Raw genomic sequence first — 20,489 nt, forward strand, 5'->3', positions numbered from 1 at the left:
GGACGTTTGAATGTGCGAGTGTAACTTTGAGCTAATGGATGCTGTAAAAAACAGGAACATTGAACTGGCTTTTGAAGTACTAAAAAAAAATCACGCCTTTTAGGCTTCGACTACATCAACTATCACTTCAGATACGCCCTTCCCATCACCGCTCCAAGATCATTTTCGAAAAACAACTACGACCCCCGCTGGAACGAACATTATGAAACTCATAACTTTGTAGATTCCGACCCGGCGTTGCAACGGGCATAAAACCGCTGGATTCCGCCTGCAACAGGGTTGTATTTGGAAAACGTCATGTACGGACGATGGGCCAGCAATTCAAAGTTCCAGCCCGTGGCGCTGGAAATCATCTTGTACTGGGAAAAGCGCCGGTAGCGGTTGCCACCCCCCATGTATTGATCGAGTGCCAAGCGTGAAAAACTGTCGATTACATCGGCGGGTATTACCCCAAGATCGACAATACTGAAGCCATCCTGATTGAAAGGCATCGACTCACTCCTTAAGCCGGTGTCGTTGCGTTGCTGCCCAGACGAACACTCAGTTCGTCCAGATAGCGCGCGGAAGAGTTGATGCGAATAAGTGCGCCAATGGCGATTTCGCGACCGATACGCGGGTCGTGATCCACCAACGGCACAACCACATTGTTAAACCAGCCATTGGCATGTTCCGTGTCGATGTAGACATGGAGCTTGTGATATTCAATCCCGTGCGCGGGCATGTTGTTTCGCTCCCAAGCCTTGATCACATGCTTGAATCGGCGTGGTGCCAGATATTCAGTCACACCGAAATAGCCAACCGCTTTGAAGTAATGCCGACGAGACAATGCGAGGCAGGAACTGACGTTGCCGGAAACGATCGATTGCAGCAGCATCGCGCTGGACATATCGGAATCGTCCACACCCGCAGCCCTCAGTGTCTGTGCAAACATTCTGGAATGTACGTCGGCCTCGACGCCATTACCCATTTCATCGAAGTAATTCTTCGCCAGTTCGAGCTTTTGCCCAACCGGCAAACCGATCTGCATAAACGCCAGAATATCGTCGAACTTCGGATCAAGATTGGTCTCTTGAATCAAGTAGTACTTAACGTCCGTCGCTGTTGCTTCCTCACTGAGAAAGTGCGTGTAAAACGGATGCACACTCGATGGGCTCTTTGACACCAGTTTTTTCAGCCATTTGACATATTCCTTGCCATTGGCCGGAAAACCGCTGACGTCGGCATCCGACAGACCTTGCATTTCATACTGGAGCATGGCGCCCTCCAGCACCGACTGAACGTCGCTGACAATCGGTCGACGGTCCGCATTGACTTGTTCAATACGGGTGCACTCGAACTCGTTTCGATAAATGATCGCCAGGCACTCATGCAACGTGGCGAGCGCATCCTGGTTTTTATTGACATAGGCGTCGTGCACCAGCAATCGAGCCAACTGATTAACGTTCCTGCGAATATCGAAATCTTCGTTAACGAAGTTCCATTCATCAGGGTTGCGTTCCATCGCAACAAACCATTCAAGCAGGTTCAACCCTTCCACCTTCATTTTGAACATCCTTATAAGTTGTTTTCCGTAGTTACTGTGCAGTGACTGATTTAAAAATCACCGGCGACGTTTTCGACAACTCTGAATTCAGGGTTATCACGTCTTGGTTTTCACCCGAGTACTCTTCGGGATTGATTATTGCGTCGACAGGACACTCAGGCTCACATACACCGCATTCGATGCAGGTATCCGGACAAATGACCAGTTGGTAGTCGGCATCGCGAAATGCGTCGACAGGACAGACATCTACACAGACTGTAGATTTGCACGAGAGACACTCTTTCCCAACTACGTATGGCATCTGGACGTTCCTTCGTCGTTCATCTTCGAATCACGCCAACCTGGAAAATCCGGCAATTGCCAAGATCTCCGGAAAGCGCAGCCATTTAGTCGTTATTTCAACTTTATGTACACTGTAGGAAACTACAGGTGCATAAAATTCTTGTTCGTGCCTTCAACGTTTTCTGCAACTATCGCGGCGCCTTACCCGCACCTCTGGAACAGTGATAGACTCGGCCGCGATAGGGATTTCCATTAAAAACAACGACGTTTACCCGAGGCCTGTATGTACCTTCTTTATTACTCGCCGGGCGCCTGTTCACTGGCCGCCCATATCCTTCTTGAAGAATTGGCACAGCCGTTCAAACTTGAATTGCGCTCGGCCCTGAAGGGCATTGGTACCCAAACACCCGAGTACCTGAGCATTAATCCGAAGGGACGAGTCCCTGCCCTGCTTTGTCTGGACAGTCCGATTGGGGAAGAAGCCGGGGTGTTGACGGAGTTACCCGCCATCCTTGCCTATCTTGCGCTTGAAGAAAAAACCGGGCGTTTTATTCCCGGCACGCCTGGGGAGTTGGGCCGTTGCCTCGAATGGCTGAACTGGTTATCCGGAACAGTGCACAGTCTTTCTTATGGTCAGGTCTGGCGACCACAGCGGTTTGTTGACGATGAAAATCTATTCCCCGCCATTGTCGAAAAGGGCCGGCGCAATGTCATGGATAACTACAGGTTTATCGAGCAGCACATTGTCGAGGCACAGGGCCCATCGGTATTACGTGGATATAACGTTGTCCACCCGGTGTTGTTGGTTTTCTGGATCTGGGGTAAGTGGATTGATCTGGATATGAATAAGTCGTTTCCCGCCTGGCATCGCCTCGTGCAATCGGTGATCGAGCGACCTGCGGTGCAACGTGCCTTGGCGACAGAGGGCATTGATTTGAAGTTATTCGATTAGTAGTCAGCTTCTGCGGTATTTCACGTGCAATAAAAACGGGCATCAACCCATCAGTTGATGCCCGTTTTGCTGTGTCTACAATCTTGGCGCGAGCGATTACTTGCCGAGCAGAAATTTCAGATCGCTCGGCGCATCCATCGGCAGTTTTTGCACGGTTTTGCCGAGCAGACCGGTCTTGCCATCGCGCTCGACGACGACAATTTCGTTGCTCTTCTGGTTGGCAATCAGCAGGAATTTGCCACTTGGGTCGAGGCTGAACTCGCGTGGGTGATCACCTTCCACCGAGCGTTTTTGCAGCTCTTTGAGCTGGCCGCTCGCCGGATCAATCGCAAACACCACCAACTGATTGGCAGTGCCACGGTTGCTGACGTAGAGGAACTTGCCATCCGCCGAGGCGTGTAGCGCCGCACCGGCCTTGTCCGAAGTCGGCTGGCCGGCAGCCAGATCGACCAGCTGCGTCTGGGTCAGCACGCCGTCGTTATAGTCGAACACCGCGACCTGCGCGCTCATTTCCATGGTCAGCCAGGCGTGTTTGCCATCAGCGCTGAACAGCAGATGGCGCGGGCCGCTGCCAGCGGGCATGGCGACCGAAGCGGTTTTCGCTGGGGTCAACGGCAGCTCCGGGTTGGCTTTCGGGTCGAAATGGTAAATGAACACCTTGTCCGCGCCCAAGTCATTGGAGAACACATAGCGTCCGTCCGGCGAGGAAACCGTCGAGTGCACGTGGTTGGAGACCTGACGCTCCGGATTGACCCGGCTCGCCGGGTGCGCGCTCATCTGCACGACAGGTTTGAGCTTGCCGTCTGCAGCGACCGGCAATACCGCCAGCGTTCCACCCGGATCTTCCACCACCGAATAGTTGCTGACGAACAAGTGGCTGGCGTCACCGCTGAGGCTCGAATGGGTCGGTTCGTTGCCCAGGCTCTGGACCTGATTGATCAGAGTCAAGGCGTGGGTTTTCGGATTGATCGAATAGCTGCTGACGCGGCCGACCGGGTCTTTCTGGCCCGGGCCGTTTTCATTGACCACAAACAGACGATGCTGGTCTTTGGACAGGGTCAGCCACGACGGGTTTTCGCTCTTGACCACTTGCAGCGGTTTGGCGGCGATCTGGCCAGTGGCGCTGTCGAAGTTCATTCGATAGAGGCCCTGGCTGGTGTTGGCGGTGTAGGAGCCGACCAGCAACTGGAAGCTTTCTGCCGATGCCGTGGACAGGCCCATGGCGCCGACGCTGCCAGCCATCAGCAGCGGCCAGAATTTACGCATGTTCATCAGTGTCATCCTCATCGTCGCTGCTGCTGACTACATCACCATGACAAACCAGGCGGTGTTCGCCGATCGCTTTGGTTTCATTGAAATAGCCGACGATCAGCCAGCTCTGCAGGGAGTCATCAAACGTTGCTGCTGCAACCTGCGCCGGCGTGAACTCCCAATGCTTGGCCAATCGGCCATCGATGCATTCGATGTGCAGGTTGTCGTCTTCGTCGAGGGCAAATTCGAAGGCGTGCAAGCCGTCGATTTCGACCATATCGCAGTGTTCGAGGACGTCGAGAAGGGTTTGGGCAGTCATGGCAGTAAAGTCTTTCAGGGGGGAAACCGGCAATGATAGCTCATTGTTAACCTGAGGCCTTGGCACTCACCCTGTGGGAGCGAGCTTGCTCGCGAAAGCGCTGTGTCAGGCAATGAATAATTGACTGAAAGAATGCATTCGCGAGCAAGCTCGCTCCCACAAGGGATATTGGCTGTCAGTTACAACGCGTCGCGTGAGGGTTTGCCGTCGACGAGGCGCTGGATGCGCAGCGGGTTGGCGTTTTTCAGTGGCTCCGGCAGCAAGCTATCCGGGTAGTTCTGGAAGCACACCGGGCGCAGGAAACGGTCGATGGCCAGCGTACCGACTGAGGTGCCACGAGCATCAGACGTTGCCGGGTATGGGCCGCCGTGCACCATCGAATCACACACTTCGACACCGGTCGGATAGCCGTTGAGCAGGATCCGCCCGACCTTCTGTTCAAGAAGTGGCGTCAATTCAGGGAAACGCTCGAAGTCCGCCAGCTCGCCAATGATCGTCGCGGTGAGTTGCCCGTGCAGACCATGCAGCGCAGCGCTGAGTTGTGCTTTGTCCGCCACTTCGACAATCACCGTGGTCGGGCCGAACACTTCTTCCTGCAGCACTTCATCGCCATTGATCAACAGGCTGGCATCAGCCTTGAACAATTGCGGCTGCGCCTGATTGCCCTGCTGCGGATTACCGGCCAGATGCTCAATGCCGGAATGCGCCAACAGTTTCTGCAAGCCTTTGCCGTAGCTGCCGAGGGTGCCGGCGTTGAGCATGGTTTGTGCCGGTTGATCGCCGATCAAACCGGCGACTTGCTGCACGAACGCGCTGAACTGCGGAGAGCGAATACCGATCACCAGCCCCGGATTGGTACAGAACTGACCGCAGCCTTGGACCACCGAAGCGGTCAGGTCGCGGGCGACGGTTTCCGAACGCTCGGCAAGTGCCTGCGGCAGGATGATCACCGGGTTGATGCTCGACATCTCGGCAAACACCGGGATCGGTTGCGGCCGCGCAGCTGCCATGTCGCACAGTGCCCGACCGCCCTTGAGCGAACCGGTGAAACCCACGGCCTGAATCGCCGGATGCTTGACCAGCCACTCACCGACGCCACCGCCGTAGATCATATTGAACACGCCCGCCGGCATGGCGGTTTTTTCAGCGGCGCGGATCAGTGCATCAGCGACCAGTTCAGCCGTGGCCATGTGACCACTGTGGGCCTTGAACACCACCGGGCAACCGGCAGCCAGCGCCGAAGCGGTGTCGCCGCCAGCGGTGGAAAATGCCAACGGAAAGTTGCTGGCGCCGAACACCGCCACCGGGCCAAGACCAATGCGGTATTGGCGCAGATCCGGACGTGGCAAAGGCTGACGATCCGGCAGTGGCAGATCAATCCGCGCACCGTAGAAATCGCCACGGCGCAGCACTTTGGCGAACAGGCGCATCTGGCCGCTGGTACGCCCGCGCTCACCTTGAATGCGTCCGGCCGGCAACGCCGTTTCGCGGCAGACCACGGCGACGAAATCATCACCGAGCGCATCCAGTTCATCGGCGATCGCATCGAGAAACTGCGCGCGGCGTTCGGCGCTGAGGCTGCGATAAGCAGGAAACGCGGCAGCGGCGGCTTTAGCGGCGGCGTCGACTTCTTCAGCCGTGGCCTGGATGAAATCGTGCGGCAGCTGTTCGCCCGTCGTGGCGTCGACGGATTGCAGTTTGACGGAGCCAGCGGCGCTGCGCTGACCGCCAATGTAGTTGTGACCGAGAATCTGAGTCATGGGATCTCCTTAAAGGGTGCCGATGCTGTCCGGCGCAAAAGCGGCTGGAACCGGAACGATGCCATTGACCAGCGGCGCGCCAAATTCGGCCTGGCTGATCTCGAAAACGTCGCCCGGCTGCGTGCGAATGCCATCGGCGAACGACAGGGTCGCGGTGCCGAAGAAGTGAATGTGTACGTCGCCCGGACGGAGGAACTGGCTGTACTTGAAGTGGTGGTATTCGAGGTTGGCGAGGCTATGGCACATGTTCGCCTCGCCGCTGAGAAACTCGTTCTGCCAAAGCACTTCGCCTTCACGCAGGATGCGACTGGTGCCTGCCAGATGTTGAGGCAGTTCACCGGTGCGAAGTTCCGGACCATAACTGCAACTGCGCAATTTCGAGTGCGCCAGGTACAGGTAATTCTTGCGTTCCATGACGTGGTCGGAGAACTCGTTGCCGACTGCGAAGCCCAGGCGATAGGGCTTGCCGTCGTTGCCGATGATGTAGAGGCCGGCCATCTCCGGTTCCTCACCGGCATCCTCCGCAAACGGCGGCACCGGGAACGGTTGGCCCGGACGCACGACAATGCTGCCGTTGCCCTTGTAGAACCATTCCGGCTGCACACCGGCCTGCCCCGCCGCCGGTTTGCCGCCCTCCACGCCCCATTTGAAGATGCGCATGGTGTCGGTCATCGTCGCTTCGTCGCCGGCCTGCTGGTGCATTTTGTCCCGCGCCGAGGCGCTGCCCAGGTGGGTCAGGCCGGTGCCGCTGATCAACATGTGCGCCGGGTCCGGATGGTCAAGGGGCGGCAGGATGCGCAGTTGCGACAGCAACTCGGCGTAGTCGTGGCTGATGCCGAGGCCGAGGGTTTGCACTTGCTGCTCGAGGGTGTTGCCGGCTTCGATGGCGGCGAGCGCCAGATCGCGCACAGTGCGGGCGTCCTGGACTTCGCGCACCAGACCGTTGTCGACCACGCCGACGCGGCGTTCGCGGTTGCTTAATTCGAATTGAACCAGATGCATGATTTTCTCCTATTCCCTCAAAAACACCGCCGACCCACTGTGGGAGCGAGCCTGCTCGCGAAAGCGGTGTGTCAGTCACCTCAAATGTTGAATGTACCGGCCTCTTCGCGAGCAGGCTCGCTCCCACATGGGTCAGTGGTGGTCAGTCAGGTTCGGGTGGCGCCTCGGGCGCTGGCGGCAAATTGGTCAACCGGCAGCACGTGTTTGCGTTCCAGCACACGGTAGACGATGCCGGTCAGAATCAAGCCAAACACCATCACCCCCGAGAGGAAGTACAGCCCTGACGCCAGATTGCCGGTGTATTCCTTCAACGCCCCGATCACAAACGGCCCGATGTACCCGCCCAGATTCCCCACCGAATTAATCAGCGCAATCCCCGCCGCCGCGCTCGCGCCAGCAAAGAACCGCCCCGGCAAGGTCCAGAACACCGCTGTGCAGGAAAACAGCGCAAACGCCACCAGACACAGCGCCGCCAGTTGCGCCACCGGCAACGACAGCCAAGCGCTCATGAACAAGCCAATTGCGCCCAGCACATAAAGCACGGCGAGGTGCCCGTAACGATCATTCAAACGGTCAGAACTGCGCGGCACGATCAGCAAACCGATGATCCCGAAAATGTACGGCACCGACGAGACGAAACCGGTGACCAGATCGCTGCCACCAAACTGTTTGATCAGCGTCGGCAGCCACAAACCCAAGCCATAAATGCTCAACGTCACCGGCAGATAAAACAGCGCCAGCAGCAACACGCGTTTGTCTTTCAGCGCATGCAGCGGGTTGCCGTGGCGTGTCTGGCCGTATTCCTGCAGATCCTTTTTCAGCTCGCCGGTCAGCCAGTCTTTCTCGGCCTGATCCATCCATTTCACTTGCTGCGGACCGTCCGGCAACCAGCGCAAGACCGGCCAGGTGAGCAGGATCGCCGGGGTGCCGATGACAATGAACAGCCACTGCCAGCCATGCAGGCCAAGGACGCCGTCCATGCCGAGCAAACCGCCGGACACAGGACCCGTGATCATCATCGCGATCGGCTGGGAAAGAATGAACAGCCCGAGGATCTTGCCGCGATGGCGCACCGGGAACCACTGGGTGATGTAGTAGAGAACGCCGGGGAAGAACCCCGCCTCGGCCGCGCCGAGCAGAAAGCGCATCACGTAGAAACTGTGCGGGCCCTGAACGAAGGCCATGCCGATGGTGATCGCGCCCCAGGTGATCATGATTCGCGCGAACCAGCGTCGTGCGCCGAAACGTTCGAGCATCAGGTTGCTGGGAATTTCGAGGAGGAAGTAACCAATGAAGAACAGCCCGGCGCCGAGGCCGTAAGCCGCATCGCCAATGCCAATGTCGGCGCCCATGTGCAGCTTGGCGAAGCCGACAGCGGAGCGATCCACATAGGCGATCAGGTACAGCAGGATCAGGAAAGGAATCAGTTTCAGCGTGATGCGCCGTATCAGCCGCAGTTCCTGGCTCATGAGATCGGTCTCCGATTGTTGTTTTTATAGAACCTCGGGGGACGCCTCTCACGGAAAACCGTCAGGGCCATCCCTCCGTCGAAAACGACTATATAGTATTACTAATTCACCAACAACACTTCCAAACCTAGGATTTTGCGCTTAGATTAAGCCGTAGCTGGAACACTATAGTCATACAATAAGAGAATCGATCATGTCTGATAAGAAACCCACCCTGCGCTCCGCCCAATGGTTTGGCACGGCCGACAAGAACGGCTTCATGTACCGCAGCTGGATGAAGAATCAGGGCATCGCCGACCACCAGTTTCACGGTAAGCCGATCATCGGCATCTGTAACACCTGGTCGGAACTGACCCCGTGCAACGCGCACTTCCGCCAGATCGCGGAGCACGTCAAACGTGGGGTGATCGAGGCCGGTGGCTTTCCAGTGGAATTCCCGGTGTTCTCCAACGGCGAATCGAACCTGCGCCCGACCGCCATGCTCACCCGCAACCTGGCGAGCATGGACGTTGAAGAAGCGATTCGCGGCAACCCGATCGACGGCGTGGTGCTGCTGACCGGTTGCGACAAAACCACCCCGGCGCTGCTGATGGGCGCGGCCAGTTGCGATGTACCGGCCATCGTCGTCACCGGCGGGCCGATGCTCAACGGCAAGCACAAGGGCAAGGACATCGGCTCGGGCACGGTGGTCTGGCAGCTCAGCGAGCAGGTCAAGGCTGGCACCATCACCATCGACGATTTCCTCGCGGCCGAGGGTGGTATGTCGCGTTCGGCGGGCACCTGCAACACCATGGGCACCGCATCGACCATGGCCTGCATGGCTGAAGCACTCGGCACTTCGCTGCCGCACAACGCGGCGATTCCGGCGGTAGATGCGCGGCGTTATGTGCTGGCGCACATGTCCGGCATGCGTGCGGTGGAGATGGTGCGCGAAGATTTGAAGCTATCGAAGATTCTGACCAAAGAAGCCTTCGAAAACGCTATCCGCGTGAACGCCGCCATCGGTGGTTCGACCAACGCGGTGATTCACTTGAAAGCCATCGCCGGGCGCATCGGCGTCGAACTGGATCTGGACGACTGGACGCGCATCGGTCGCGGCATGCCGACCATTGTCGATCTGCAACCGTCCGGACGTTTCCTGATGGAAGAGTTCTATTACGCCGGTGGTTTGCCAGCGGTGCTGCGTCGTCTCGGTGAAGCCAATCTGATTCCTCATCCGAATGCACTGACCGTCAACAGCAAGTCCATCGGCGAGAACACCAAGGACGCACCGATCTATGGCGAGGACGAAGTGATCCGTACCCTCGACAATCCGATCCGCGCCGACGGTGGCATCTGCGTGTTGCGCGGCAATCTGGCGCCGCTCGGTGCCGTGCTCAAGCCGTCCGCCGCGACCCCGGAACTGATGCAGCATCGCGGCCGTGCGGTGGTGTTCGAGAACTTCGACATGTACAAGGCGCGGATCAACGATCCGGAGCTGGATGTCGACAAGGATTCGATTCTGGTGATGAAGAACTGCGGGCCGAAGGGTTATCCGGGCATGGCTGAAGTCGGCAACATGGGCTTGCCGGCCAAGTTGCTGGCGCAAGGCGTGACCGACATGGTGCGCATCTCCGATGCGCGAATGAGCGGCACGGCGTACGGCACGGTGGTCTTGCACGTGGCGCCGGAAGCGGCGGCCGGCGGGCCTTTGGCGACGGTGCAGGAAGGCGACTGGATCGAACTGGATTGCGCCACCGGGCGTTTGCACCTGGATATTCCGGACGCCGAACTCGCGGCGCGCATGGCCGATCTGCAGCCACCGCAGCAGTTGTTGGTGGGCGGCTATCGCCAGTTGTACATCGACCATGTGCTGCAGGCGGATCAGGGCTGTGACTTTGACTTCCTCGTTGGTTGCCGAGGGGCTGATGTGCCGCGCCACTCCCATTAACCTTCTCCACTGATCGTTCCTACGCTCTGCGTGGGAATGCCTCTAGGGACGCTCCGCGTGCCAGCTCTGAAATGGGACGCAGAGCGTCCCGGGCTGCATTCCCACGCAGAGCGTGGGAACGATCATTGCCTGCCTCAAGATTGTGCCGTGCCTGCTATGATGCGCGGCATCTCCATCGCTCAGGATTGCCCCGCTCCCCATGGATTACCGCAAACCTTCCGACCGTAAAAGCATGCACTCGCGCATCGTCCAGGAACTGGGCATGCAGATCGTCTCCGGACGCTTTTTGCCCGACGACAAACTGCCCGCCGAAGCCTTGCTCTGCGAGGAATACGCGGTCAGTCGGCCGGTATTGCGCGAAGCCACGCGGGTGTTGGTGGCCAAGGGGTTGGTGTATTCCAGACCACGCGTCGGTACCGTTGTCAAAGCCCGCCGCGAATGGCACATGCTCGACCCCGACGTGCTGCACTGGCTGATGCAAAGCAGCCCGCAGAATGAATTCTTCAATGTGCTGACCAGTGTGCGCAGCATCATCGAGCCGGCCGCCGCCGCCCTCGCCGCTCAGCATGCGACCGAGGCGGATATTGCCGCGATTGGTGAGGCGTACCAGCGCATGGAAGCGGCGCCGACGCCGGAAGCGTTGTTGCAGCCGGATCTGGACTTCCATAGCCGGATTGCCGATGCGACGCACAATGATTTGCTGGCGAACCTGTGCAATATGTTGTCGGTGGCGATTGCCGAGGCGTTGAAGCATTCGAATCAGCGGCCGAATCTGCATGAATTGGCGTTGCCGAGGCATAAGGCGATTTTGACGGCGATCGAAAATCGCGATGCGCTGGGTGCTCGGCATGCGACGTTGGTGCAGCTGGATGATGCGCGTAGTGCGCTCAGCGTTGTGCTCGGCGCTGAACTCTCTTAACGTTTGAGATCTTCTGCCCTCACCCTAGCCCTCCCGAAACGTCGGACCGCCCAGAGGTAGAGGGGACCGACCGAGTTGTGCTTCGTCATACATCGACCTGAAAAACCGAGTCGATTATGGATTCACAGCAAATCGTTCACGTCGGTGTAAATCGCCAATCTCCCCCAGTCAGTCCCCTCTCCCTCCAGAGGTAGAGGGGACCGACCGAGTTGTGCTTCGTCATACGTCGACCTGAAAAACCGAGTCGATTATGGATTCACAGCAAATCGTTCACGTCGGTGTAAATCGCCAATCTCCCCCAGTCAGTCCCCTCTCCCTCCGGGAGAGGGTTAGGGTGAGGGGCTCTTGATCTTAAAACACAAAAAAAGCCGCAACCCTCAAGGTGCGGCTTTTTCGTTTCAGCCCTTCAGATCAATGCGCAAACAGCGAATTGCCCTTCTGCCCCGCCAGTTTCTCTGGCTTGATCAGGAACTTCGCCAGTGCCGGCAACAGCCACAGCGCGCCGAACATGTTCCATAGCAGCATGAAGGTCAGCATCAAACCCATGTCGGCCTGGAACTTGATCGCCGAGAAGATCCACGTGCACACGCCAATCGCCAGGCACAGACCGGTAAACAGCACCGCTTTACCGGTGGATTTCAGCGTCTGGTAATAAGCTTCCTGCAACGGCAGCCCGGCCCGCAGGAAACTCTCCAGACGGCTGTAGATGTAGATGCCGTAGTCGACACCAATCCCCACACCCAGCGCCACCACCGGCAAGGTCGCCACCTTCACGCCGATGCCCATGAACGCCATCAGCGCGTTGCCGAGTACCGAGGTCAGTACCAGCGGCAGGACGATGCACAAGGTCGCCGCCCACGAACGGAAGGTGATCATGCACATCACCGCCACGCAGATGTACACCAGAATCAGGATGGTCAGCTCAGCCTGTTTGATGACTTCGTTGGTGGCCGCTTCGATCCCGGCGTTACCGGCGGCGAGGATGAATTCCAGACCGTCCTTGTTGTTGTCCTTGGCGAATTCCTGCACCGCGTGCACTGCACGATCGAGGGTTTCGGCCTTGTGATCGTTGAGGAACACCAGCACCGGCGCCAGCGAGCAACTGTTGTTGTACAGACCGTCGGCGCGGGCAATCGAGTTGTTCAGCACGTCCGGGTTGCGCGACAGGGTTTCCCATTTCAGGTTGCCCTCGTTCATGCCCTTGATCATCTGCTTGGACACGGTCACCAGCGAGATCGCCGACTGCACGCCCTCGGTGTTCTGCATCTTCCACATCAACTCGTCGATCGGTGCCATCGCTTCGTAGCGCGAGCAGCCTTCAGCCTTGGTCTTGACCATCACCACCAGCACGTCGGAACTGGTCGAGTAGTTGTTGATGATGAAGTTGTTGTCCTTGTTGTAGCGCGAATCCGGACGCAGTTCCGGCGCGCCTTGGTCAAGGTCACCGATTTTCAGGTTCTGGCTGTACCAGAGACCGCCACCGAAGGCGATCAGCGCCAGCACCACCGAGACGCGGGCGACTTTCGGGTTGGCGAAGTTCGACAGCAGGCGCCAGAACGGATGTTCGCGGTTGGCGTCCTTCTTGCTCCTGGCAATCGCGCGTTTACTGATGCCGACATAGGAGATGGCGACCGGCAGCAAAATCAGGTTGGTGAACACGATCACCGCCACGCCGATCGACGCGCCGATGGCCAGTTCACGGATCACTCCGATGTCGATGATCAGCAGGGTGATGAAACCCACCGCATCCGCGAGAATCGCGATCATCCCCGGCAGGAACAGTTGCCGAAACGTACGCCGCGCGGCGGTCAGCGCGTTGTCGGCCTCGCTGGATTGCAGGGCGATACCGTTGATCTTCTGCACGCCGTGGGAGATACCGATGGCGAAGATCAGGAACGGCACCAGCATCGAATACGGATCGAGCCCGAAACCGAAGAAGTGCATCAAGCCGAGTTGCCAGACCACCGCCACCAGCGTCGTACTCAATACAGCGATGGTGCTGCGTACGCAGTTGGTGAACCACAACAGCAAAATCAGGGTAATGACGAAGGCGATGCCGAAGAACAGCACGACCATCACCAGACCATCGATCAAATCGCCGACTTTCTTGGCGAAACCGACGATGTGGATCTTGACGTTGGGGTTCTGCGCTTCGAACTTGTTGCGGATCTTGTCTTCGAGTTCATGGGAGAACTTGCGATAGTCCAGCGCCAGCAACTTGCCCTGGTCTTCCGGGTCCGGGTAGGACTCCAGCAGCGGGATATCGACGATGCTCGACTTGAAGTCGTTGGCCACCAGACGCCCGACCTGACCGGACTTGAGTACGTTGTTGCGCAGCAGATCGAGGCTGTCCTGCGAGCCGTTGTAGCTCTGCGGGATCACTTCACCGCCGGCAAAACCCTCTTCGGTCACTTCGGTCCAGCGTACGCTCGGGCTCCACAGCGACTTCAGGCCGGAGCGATCAACGCCGGAGATGTAGAACACCTCGTCGTTGATCTGCCGCAGGGTCTCCATGTACTCCTTGGAGAAGATGTCGCCGTCCTTGGCTTCCACCGAAATGCGCACGGTGTTGCCCAGGTTCGCCAGATCGTTGCGGTGCTCCATCATCTTCTCGATGAACGGATGCTTGAGCGGGATCATTTTTTCGAAACTGGTCGACGGCCGGATCAGCGTCGCCTGCCAGAACAGGAAAATGCTCACCACCAGACAGATCAGGATCACTGCCGGGCGGTTGTTGAAAATCAGGCGCTCAAGAAACGTCGCCTTGTCCTGCTGAGGAGTGATCAAGGAAGTCATAGCCCCGCCTTCTTGTTATTGATCTCGGCACCGTTTGGCAGCGTGGTGTGAACGCCACCCTGCCCACTCAGAATCAGGTTGCCGTCGCCGGCAGCGGTGACCGATGACAGCGAGATGCGGTCTGGACGGTTGAACACACTGAAGGTTTCGCCATTGTCGCTGCTGCTGATCACCGAACCGCCGTTGCCGACGATCACGATCGAGCCATCTTCGAGCAGGGTCGCGCCGGACAAGCCGAATTCCAGCGATCCGCGCGCTGCTTTCAGCTCGACCTGTTCCCAGGTGCTGCCGAAATCCGTGGAGCGATAAAGGTTGCCGCGCAAGCCGTAGGCCAGCAGAGTTTGCGGTTGCGCGGTGCCGATCACGCCGAACAGCGAGCCTTCGTACGGGCCTTCGAGTTTTTCCCAGGTCTGGCCCCAGTCGGCGGAGCGAAACATGCTGCCCGACTCGCCGACGATAAACAGCCCGGCGTCCTTCACCGCCGCGATGGCGTTGAGGTGGAACTGGTCTTCGTTGTCGAGGCGGTCGCTGACGTCTTGCCAGTTTTTACCGCCATCGGTGGTTTCCAGCAGTGCACCGTAAGCGCCCACGGCGAGGCCGCTGTTGACGTCCTTGAACCAGACATCGAGCAGCGGCGATTCACGTTTGAGGTCTTCGAATTGTTTGCTCCAGGTCAGACCGCCGTCTGTGCTGGCGAGGATTTGCGCGTCGTGCCCGACCGCCCAGCCGTGCTGGTCGTCGACAAAGTACACAGCGGTCAGCAGTTGCCGGCTCGGCACCTTGGCCTGGGTCCAGGTTTTGCCCTGGTCATCGGAATAGAGAATGTGCCCGCGATCCCCGACCGCCACCAACCGTTTGCCGGCGTGGACAACATCGAGAATAAGGCTTTTCGCGGCTTTGGCGGATTCGGTGGCATAGACCACGTCGGCAGGCGGCTCGGCGGCCATCACCGGTGCCGATAACGTGGCAAAGCCCAGCAGAGAGAGTGCTGTGGCCAGCAACGCGGTGTTGCGTAACGCCGGCGGGCGGCAACGACTCATAGACCTTCCCCTATTTATTATTGTTAGGCCATCTGGCCTTCAAGGGCGCCGCAAGTGTGCTCCGTTGATGGCTGCTCAGGAGCATAGTCCTGAAACCCGCAATCCAGAGCCACTTCGGAAGCTGGCTCATCCTATCGGGCTTTAGAAACGTCTGACAATCGGCGCCACGTTATCTTTTGTTAACCGAAAGCGGCCTTCTGTTACGAAGAAATTCCCCTGTGGGAGCGAGCTTGCTCGCGAATGCGAGGTAACAGTCACTCTATTTATTGGCTGACCCACCGCTTTCGCGAGCAGGCTCGCTCCCACAGGGGTTAGAGGTGGTCTTGGAATTTGTGGTTGTCAGTGAATGCAGCGCCATTCGCCGGATGTATGACGCAATTCTTGCGAGGGGGACTTGCACGATCGGTATTATGGTATACCATCAGACGCACAGACACTCTCAATCCCCCAACGGAGCAGCTCATGAGTTTCGAAATTCGCAAGATCGTCAGCTATGTCGAAGAAACCTTCATTGAAGGCGGCAAGGCCACTGACAAGCCAGTGACCATGGTCGGCCTGGCCGTGGTGATGAAAAACCCTTGGGTGGGCAACGGTTTCGTCGAAGACCTCAAGCCGCAGATCCGCGCCAACTGCTCAGACCTCGGTACACTGATGGTCGAGCGCCTGGTCGGCATCATCGGCGGTGCGGAAAAAATCGAGGCTTACGGCAAAGCCGCCGTGGTCGGTGCCGATGGCGAGATCGAACACGCCTCCGCCGTGATCCACACCCTGCGCTTCGGCAACCACTACCGCGAAGCGGTCAACGCCAAGAGCTACCTGAGCTTCACCAACAAACGCGGCGGCCCGGGCACATCGATCCAGATCCCGATGATGCACAAGGACGACGAAGGTCAGCGTTCGCACTACATCACTCTGGAAATGCAGATCGAAGACGCACCGCGTGCCGACGAAATCGTCGTCGTGCTGGGTTGCGCCGACGGTGGCCGCCTGCACCCGCGCATCGGTAACCGCTACATCGATCTGGAAGAACTGGCCGCCGAAAAAGCCCAGTAATCACAATAAAAAGGCATTGCAGGAGCGCTCCATGATTCGGCTCACCGCTGAACTCACCCCGGCTGGCACCAGTTACCTGGCGACCGGCCAAGGCCAGCCCGTGGTTTTGATCCACGGCGTGGGCCTCAATAAAGAAATGTGGGGCGGCCAGATTGTCGGCCTGTCCAGCCAATATCAAGTGATCGCCTACGACATGCTCGGCCATGGCGCCAGCCCGCGACCGGCCAGCGGCACCAACCTGCTCGGTTACGCCGATCAGTTGCTGGAGCTGCTCGATCACCTGAATCTGCCGCAGGCAGCGGTGATCGGTTTCTCCATGGGCGGTCTGGTCGCGCGGGCCTTTGCCCTGCATTACCCGCAGCGCCTGCAAAGCCTGGTGGTGTTGAACAGTGTGTTCAATCGCAGCGAAGAACAGCGTGCCGGCGTCATCGCCCGAACCGCGCAAGCGGCCGAACATGGCCCCGACGCCAATGCCGAAGCGGCGCTTTCACGCTGGTTCAGCCGTGAATATCAGGCGGCCAACCCGGCGCAGATCGCCGCATTGCGCCAGACCCTCGCCAATAATGATCCTCAGGGTTACCTGACCACCTACGAATTGTTCGCCACCCAAGACATGTACCGCGCCGACGACCTGGGCAGCATTCAGGCGCCGACGCTGATCGCCACTGGCGAACTCGACCCGGGTTCGACCCCGGAAATGGCCGAGCAACTGGCCCGACGCATCCCCGGTGCGAAGGTTGCCGTGCTGCCCGAGCAACGGCATATGATGCCGGTAGAGTCGCCGCGTCTGGTCAATCAGACGCTGCTGGAATTTCTCCAATTCGCACACTCCCGACAAAACCATATAAAGGGGATCGTTGCATGACACTCGCACGCTTCCAGATGTGCATCGGCGGAGAATGGGTCGACGCCCTCTCCGGCAAAACCTTCGAAAGCCTTAACCCGGCCACGGCACAAGCCTGGGCCGAACTGCCTGACGCGGATGAAGCGGACGTCGAACGTGCCGTGCAATCGGCACAGATTGCTTTCGACAGCCCGGCATGGCGTGGCCTGACTGCCACCGCGCGCGGCAAATTGCTGCGCCGTCTCGGCGACTTGATCGCCGAAAATAAAGAACAACTGGCGCAGCTGGAAAGCCGCGACAACGGCAAGCTGATCCGCGAAACCCGTGGCCAGGTCAGCTATCTGCCGGAGTTCTTCCACTACACCGCCGGTTTGGCCGACAAACTTGAAGGCGGCACGCTGCCGCTGGATAAGCCCGACCTGTTTGCCTACACCGTGCATGAAGCGATGGGCGTGGTTGCCGCGATCATTCCGTGGAACAGCCCGCTGTACCTGACCGCAATCAAACTGGCGCCGGCCCTCGCCGCCGGTAACACGATTGTGATCAAACCGTCCGAGCACGCCTCGGCGACCATTCTTGAGCTAGCGCGTCTGGCCCTCGAAGCCGGGATTCCGCCGGGCGTGGTCAACGTCGTCACCGGTTACGGTCCAAGCACCGGCGCCGCCCTCACCCGCCATCCGCTGATCCGCAAAATCGCCTTCACCGGCGGCGCGGCGACGGCACGGCATGTGGTGCGCAGCAGCGCCGAGAACTTCGCCAAGCTGTCGCTGGAACTGGGCGGCAAGTCACCGAATATCATTTTCGCCGATGCCGATCTGGACAGCGCGATCAACGGCGCGATTGCCGGGATCTACGCGGCGTCCGGGCAGAGCTGCGTATCCGGTTCGCGCCTGCTGGTGCAGGACGAAATCTACGATGAATTCGTCAATCGCCTGGTCGAACGCGCCCAGCGCATCCGCATCGGCAACCCGCAGGAAGACAACAGCGAGATGGGCCCGATGGCCACCGCGCAGCAACTGGCGGTGGTCGAAGGTCTGGTGGCTGATGCCATCGCCGAAGGCGCGCGTTTGCGCACTGGCGGCAAGCGTCCGACCGATCTCGGCGACGGCTGGTTCTACGAGCCGACGCTGTTCGAATGCGACCGCAATTCGATGAAGATCATGCAGGAAGAAGTCTTTGGCCCGGTGGCGTCGGTGATCCGTTTCAAAGATGAAGCCGAAGCGCTGGCGATCGCCAACGACTCGCAGTTCGGCCTTGCCGCTGGCATCTGGACGCGTGATTTGGGCCGGGCTCATCGCCTCGCTCGTGATGTGCGCTCGGGGATCATCTGGGTCAACACTTACCGCGCGGTGTCGGCAATGGCGCCGATCGGCGGCTTCAAGAACAGTGGCTATGGACGCGAAAGCGGCATCGATTCGGTGCTGGCCTACACCGAACTGAAAACGGTGTGGATCAACCTTTCTCAGGCGCCAATGCCTGATCCGTTTGTGATGCGCTAGGAGTCCTGCGAAATGATCGAACCCGGCATTTACAAAGACGTCATGAGCTCGTTCCCGTCCGGCGTCACGGTGGTCACCACCCTCGACCCGGATGGCGGCATCGTCGGCATTACCGCCAGCGCCTTCAGCGCGTTGTCGATTGACCCGGCGCTGGTGTTGTTCTGTCCCAACTATGCTTCCGACACGTATCCGGTGTTGCGTGACAGCAAGAAGTTTGCGATCCATTTGCTGTCGGCTGACCAGACCGCCGAGGCCTATGCGTTTGCCGGTAAAGGCAAGGACAAGGCCAAGGACATCGAGTGGCATCTGAGCGAACTCGGAAATCCGATTCTGGCCAAGGCCACGGCGATTATCGAGTGCGAGTTGTGGCGTGAATACGACGGTGGTGATCACGCGATCATTGTTGGCGCGGTGAAGAATCTGATCCTGCCCGCGCAACCGGTGACGCCGATGATTTACCACAAGGGCAAGCTCGGGCCCCTGCCGACCCTGGCCTGATTGCCACCCAGATCCCATGTGGGAGCGAGCCTGCTCGCGAAAGCGGTCGATCATTCAACATTTGCATCGACTGACACGACGCCTTCGCGAGCAGGCTCGCTCCCACAGGGGATAGTGGTGTGAGGAGGATTCATGAGTAACGAAAAGTACGAAAAAGGCCTGAAGATCCGCACTCAAGTATTGGGCGAAGCCTACGTGCAACGTTCGATAGAGAACGCCGACGACTTCACCCGCCCACTCCAGGAAATGGTCACCGAATACTGCTGGGGTCATGTCTGGGGCCGCGAGGGTTTGTCGCTCAAGGAGCGCAGCATGATCAACCTGGCGATGATCTCGGCGCTTAACCGCCCGCACGAACTCAAGCTGCATGTGCGCGGCGCCTTGCGTAACGGCCTGAGTCGTGAGCAAATACGCGAAATTCTGCTTCAGGTCGGCATTTATTGCGGCGTTCCGGCAGCCGTGGACAGTTTCCGGCTGGCCCGTGAAGCGTTTGCCGAAGCCGACGCCGAAGCCTCAGTCAACCCCTCGGCTGTTTAGATGCCCGTCTGGCATGGACAGCCAACCGAAAGAGCGGACCCCATGAAACGCCAGCCACTCGACGACAGCTTCAAGGTCAATCGCAACCCCGTTACCCTGCGCGAAATCGTGCTGGATAAACTGCGTAGCGCGATCATGAATTTCCAGCTCATGCCAGGGGATCGTCTGGTCGAACGCGATCTGTGCGATCGCCTGGGTGTCAGCCGCACCTCTGTGCGTGAAGCCCTGCGTCACCTCGAATCCGAAGGCCTGGTCGAGTTCGCCGATGCCAAAGGTCCGCGTGTCGCCATCATCACCTTGGCCGACGCCGTCGATATCTACGAATTGCGTTGCGTGCTGGAAGGTTTGATCGTGCAGCTGTTCACCCTGCGCGCCAAGGCCAAGGACATCAAAGCCCTGGAAAAAGCCCTCGACGACAACCGCAAGGCGCTCAAGGACGGCGAACTGCAACAGGTGATCGACTCGGTGCAGGGCTTCTACGACGTGCTGCTCGAAGGCTCGGGCAACCATGTCGCGGCGACTCAGTTGCGTCAGTTGCAGGCACGCATCAGCTACCTGCGCGCGACCTCGGTGTCGCAGGAAAACCGTCGCGGCGCGAGTAACCACGAAATGGAAAAAATGGTCGAGGCGATCAAAAGCGGCGATCCGCTGGCGGCGCATCAGGCCTGTGTCGACCACGTTCGCGCCGCTGCTGCCGTGGCCCTCGATTACCTCAAGCGCAAGCAGGAAGAGACTGGTGCTACCCCGCCAATCACCCTGCCGATCGCCTTGAAAGAACCCCGTATAGGTAACTGA

General features: G+C 58.8%; 18 protein-coding genes. 9 read left to right on the forward strand and 9 right to left on the reverse strand.

The features are described from left to right. Positions 1 to 209 precede the first annotated feature (209 nt). Both L8H52_RS06260 and L8H52_RS06265 read right to left on the reverse strand, forming a co-directional pair. Positions 210 to 491: a 2OG-Fe dioxygenase family protein gene (locus tag L8H52_RS06260; RefSeq protein WP_242206082.1), complete on the reverse strand. Its 282-nt coding sequence runs from the start codon at positions 489 to 491 to the stop codon at positions 210 to 212. 11 nt (positions 492 to 502) lie between these two features. Continuing rightward, positions 503 to 1,543, reverse strand: coding sequence for an iron-containing redox enzyme family protein (locus L8H52_RS06265; RefSeq protein ID WP_242206085.1), 1,041 nt, complete (start codon positions 1,541 to 1,543; stop codon positions 503 to 505). Between the two features lie 565 nt (positions 1,544 to 2,108). Between L8H52_RS06265 and L8H52_RS06275 the strand changes: the two genes are divergently transcribed. Next, the gene (locus L8H52_RS06275) at positions 2,109 to 2,777 is read left to right on the forward strand and encodes a glutathione S-transferase (protein WP_102356529.1); all 669 of its coding nucleotides are present in this window, start codon (positions 2,109 to 2,111) and stop codon (positions 2,775 to 2,777) included. A gap of 96 nt (positions 2,778 to 2,873) precedes the next feature. Here L8H52_RS06275 and L8H52_RS06280 read toward each other — a convergent pair whose 3' ends face one another. The 5 genes from L8H52_RS06280 to L8H52_RS06300 all read right to left on the reverse strand — a co-directional run bounded on the left by L8H52_RS06280 (position 2,874) and on the right by L8H52_RS06300 (position 8,578). Further along, complete coding sequence (locus tag L8H52_RS06280; protein WP_242206089.1) at positions 2,874 to 4,049, reverse strand: lactonase family protein; 1,176 nt, start codon at positions 4,047 to 4,049, stop codon at positions 2,874 to 2,876. Next, positions 4,036 to 4,347, reverse strand: a complete 312-nt coding sequence (locus L8H52_RS06285) for a DUF5629 family protein (protein ID WP_242206091.1) — start codon at positions 4,345 to 4,347, stop codon at positions 4,036 to 4,038. The genes L8H52_RS06280 and L8H52_RS06285 overlap by 14 nt, the downstream gene beginning before the upstream one ends. A gap of 179 nt (positions 4,348 to 4,526) precedes the next feature. Then, positions 4,527 to 6,107: an aldehyde dehydrogenase (NADP(+)) gene (locus tag L8H52_RS06290; protein ID WP_242206093.1), complete on the reverse strand. Its 1,581-nt coding sequence runs from the start codon at positions 6,105 to 6,107 to the stop codon at positions 4,527 to 4,529. Positions 6,108 to 6,116: 9 nt separating this feature from the next. Beyond that, positions 6,117 to 7,109 carry an AraD1 family protein gene (gene araD1, locus L8H52_RS06295; RefSeq protein WP_242206095.1) on the reverse strand — a complete coding sequence of 331 codons (993 nt, stop codon included), beginning with the start codon at positions 7,107 to 7,109 and terminating at the stop codon, positions 6,117 to 6,119. 146 nt (positions 7,110 to 7,255) lie between these two features. After that, positions 7,256 to 8,578, reverse strand: a complete 1,323-nt coding sequence (locus tag L8H52_RS06300) for an MFS transporter (protein ID WP_008088041.1) — start codon at positions 8,576 to 8,578, stop codon at positions 7,256 to 7,258. Between the two features lie 193 nt (positions 8,579 to 8,771). Here L8H52_RS06300 and L8H52_RS06305 point away from each other — a divergent pair, with 193 nt between their 5' ends. Next, positions 8,772 to 10,508, forward strand: a complete 1,737-nt coding sequence (locus L8H52_RS06305; protein ID WP_242206097.1) for an IlvD/Edd family dehydratase — start codon at positions 8,772 to 8,774, stop codon at positions 10,506 to 10,508. Positions 10,509 to 10,707: 199 nt separating this feature from the next. Beyond that, positions 10,708 to 11,427 (forward strand): FadR/GntR family transcriptional regulator, encoded by a 720-nt coding sequence (locus L8H52_RS06310; protein ID WP_242206099.1) that lies wholly within the window; start codon positions 10,708 to 10,710, stop codon positions 11,425 to 11,427. 411 nt (positions 11,428 to 11,838) lie between these two features. On the opposite strand, the gene L8H52_RS06315 is transcribed toward L8H52_RS06310, so the two are convergent. Beyond that, entirely contained in the window at positions 11,839 to 14,223 is a 2,385-nt protein-coding gene (locus tag L8H52_RS06315; protein ID WP_093437794.1) for an RND family transporter, read from the reverse strand. Beyond that, entirely contained in the window at positions 14,220 to 15,263 is a 1,044-nt protein-coding gene (locus L8H52_RS06320) for a YCF48-related protein (RefSeq protein ID WP_242206101.1), read from the reverse strand. Before L8H52_RS06320 ends, L8H52_RS06315 begins: the two co-directional genes overlap by 4 nt. A 462-nt stretch (positions 15,264 to 15,725) precedes the next feature. Here L8H52_RS06320 and L8H52_RS06325 point away from each other — a divergent pair, with 462 nt between their 5' ends. From L8H52_RS06325 to L8H52_RS06350, 6 genes are all read left to right on the forward strand, one after another. Beyond that, positions 15,726 to 16,316: an amino acid synthesis family protein gene (locus L8H52_RS06325; protein ID WP_242206102.1), complete on the forward strand. Its 591-nt coding sequence runs from the start codon at positions 15,726 to 15,728 to the stop codon at positions 16,314 to 16,316. Positions 16,317 to 16,347: 31 nt separating this feature from the next. After that, positions 16,348 to 17,181 (forward strand): alpha/beta fold hydrolase, encoded by an 834-nt coding sequence (locus L8H52_RS06330; protein ID WP_008088048.1) that lies wholly within the window; start codon positions 16,348 to 16,350, stop codon positions 17,179 to 17,181. Further along, positions 17,178 to 18,659 (forward strand): aldehyde dehydrogenase, encoded by a 1,482-nt coding sequence (locus L8H52_RS06335; RefSeq protein ID WP_242206103.1) that lies wholly within the window; start codon positions 17,178 to 17,180, stop codon positions 18,657 to 18,659. Before L8H52_RS06330 ends, L8H52_RS06335 begins: the two co-directional genes overlap by 4 nt. 12 nt (positions 18,660 to 18,671) lie before the next feature. Then, complete coding sequence (locus L8H52_RS06340; protein ID WP_007917997.1) at positions 18,672 to 19,157, forward strand: flavin reductase family protein; 486 nt, start codon at positions 18,672 to 18,674, stop codon at positions 19,155 to 19,157. 132 nt (positions 19,158 to 19,289) lie between these two features. Next, positions 19,290 to 19,694 (forward strand): carboxymuconolactone decarboxylase family protein, encoded by a 405-nt coding sequence (locus tag L8H52_RS06345; RefSeq protein WP_034155594.1) that lies wholly within the window; start codon positions 19,290 to 19,292, stop codon positions 19,692 to 19,694. A gap of 42 nt (positions 19,695 to 19,736) precedes the next feature. Beyond that, positions 19,737 to 20,489 carry a GntR family transcriptional regulator gene (locus tag L8H52_RS06350; protein WP_242206106.1) on the forward strand — a complete coding sequence of 251 codons (753 nt, stop codon included), beginning with the start codon at positions 19,737 to 19,739 and terminating at the stop codon, positions 20,487 to 20,489.

The sequence above is a fragment of the Pseudomonas sp. CROZ-RG-20F-R04-15 genome, from assembly GCF_022662375.1.
In the GTDB taxonomy this organism is placed as follows: Bacteria; Pseudomonadota; Gammaproteobacteria; order Pseudomonadales; family Pseudomonadaceae; genus Aquipseudomonas.

Coding starts and splice junctions, on each gene's coding strand:
- L8H52_RS06260 (WP_242206082.1), bottom strand. CDS start 491: ATGCCTTTCAATCAGGATGGCTTCAGTATTGTCGATCTTGGGGTAATA.
- L8H52_RS06265 (WP_242206085.1), bottom strand. CDS start 1,543: ATGAAGGTGGAAGGGTTGAACCTGCTTGAATGGTTTGTTGCGATGGAA.
- L8H52_RS06275 (WP_102356529.1), top strand. CDS start 2,109: ATGTACCTTCTTTATTACTCGCCGGGCGCCTGTTCACTGGCCGCCCAT.
- L8H52_RS06280 (WP_242206089.1), bottom strand. CDS start 4,049: ATGAACATGCGTAAATTCTGGCCGCTGCTGATGGCTGGCAGCGTCGGC.
- L8H52_RS06285 (WP_242206091.1), bottom strand. CDS start 4,347: ATGACTGCCCAAACCCTTCTCGACGTCCTCGAACACTGCGATATGGTC.
- L8H52_RS06290 (WP_242206093.1), bottom strand. CDS start 6,107: ATGACTCAGATTCTCGGTCACAACTACATTGGCGGTCAGCGCAGCGCC.
- araD1 (WP_242206095.1), bottom strand. CDS start 7,109: ATGCATCTGGTTCAATTCGAATTAAGCAACCGCGAACGCCGCGTCGGC.
- L8H52_RS06300 (WP_008088041.1), bottom strand. CDS start 8,578: ATGAGCCAGGAACTGCGGCTGATACGGCGCATCACGCTGAAACTGATT.
- L8H52_RS06305 (WP_242206097.1), top strand. CDS start 8,772: ATGTCTGATAAGAAACCCACCCTGCGCTCCGCCCAATGGTTTGGCACG.
- L8H52_RS06310 (WP_242206099.1), top strand. CDS start 10,708: ATGGATTACCGCAAACCTTCCGACCGTAAAAGCATGCACTCGCGCATC.
- L8H52_RS06315 (WP_093437794.1), bottom strand. CDS start 14,223: ATGACTTCCTTGATCACTCCTCAGCAGGACAAGGCGACGTTTCTTGAG.
- L8H52_RS06320 (WP_242206101.1), bottom strand. CDS start 15,263: ATGAGTCGTTGCCGCCCGCCGGCGTTACGCAACACCGCGTTGCTGGCC.
- L8H52_RS06325 (WP_242206102.1), top strand. CDS start 15,726: ATGAGTTTCGAAATTCGCAAGATCGTCAGCTATGTCGAAGAAACCTTC.
- L8H52_RS06330 (WP_008088048.1), top strand. CDS start 16,348: ATGATTCGGCTCACCGCTGAACTCACCCCGGCTGGCACCAGTTACCTG.
- L8H52_RS06335 (WP_242206103.1), top strand. CDS start 17,178: ATGACACTCGCACGCTTCCAGATGTGCATCGGCGGAGAATGGGTCGAC.
- L8H52_RS06340 (WP_007917997.1), top strand. CDS start 18,672: ATGATCGAACCCGGCATTTACAAAGACGTCATGAGCTCGTTCCCGTCC.
- L8H52_RS06345 (WP_034155594.1), top strand. CDS start 19,290: ATGAGTAACGAAAAGTACGAAAAAGGCCTGAAGATCCGCACTCAAGTA.
- L8H52_RS06350 (WP_242206106.1), top strand. CDS start 19,737: ATGAAACGCCAGCCACTCGACGACAGCTTCAAGGTCAATCGCAACCCC.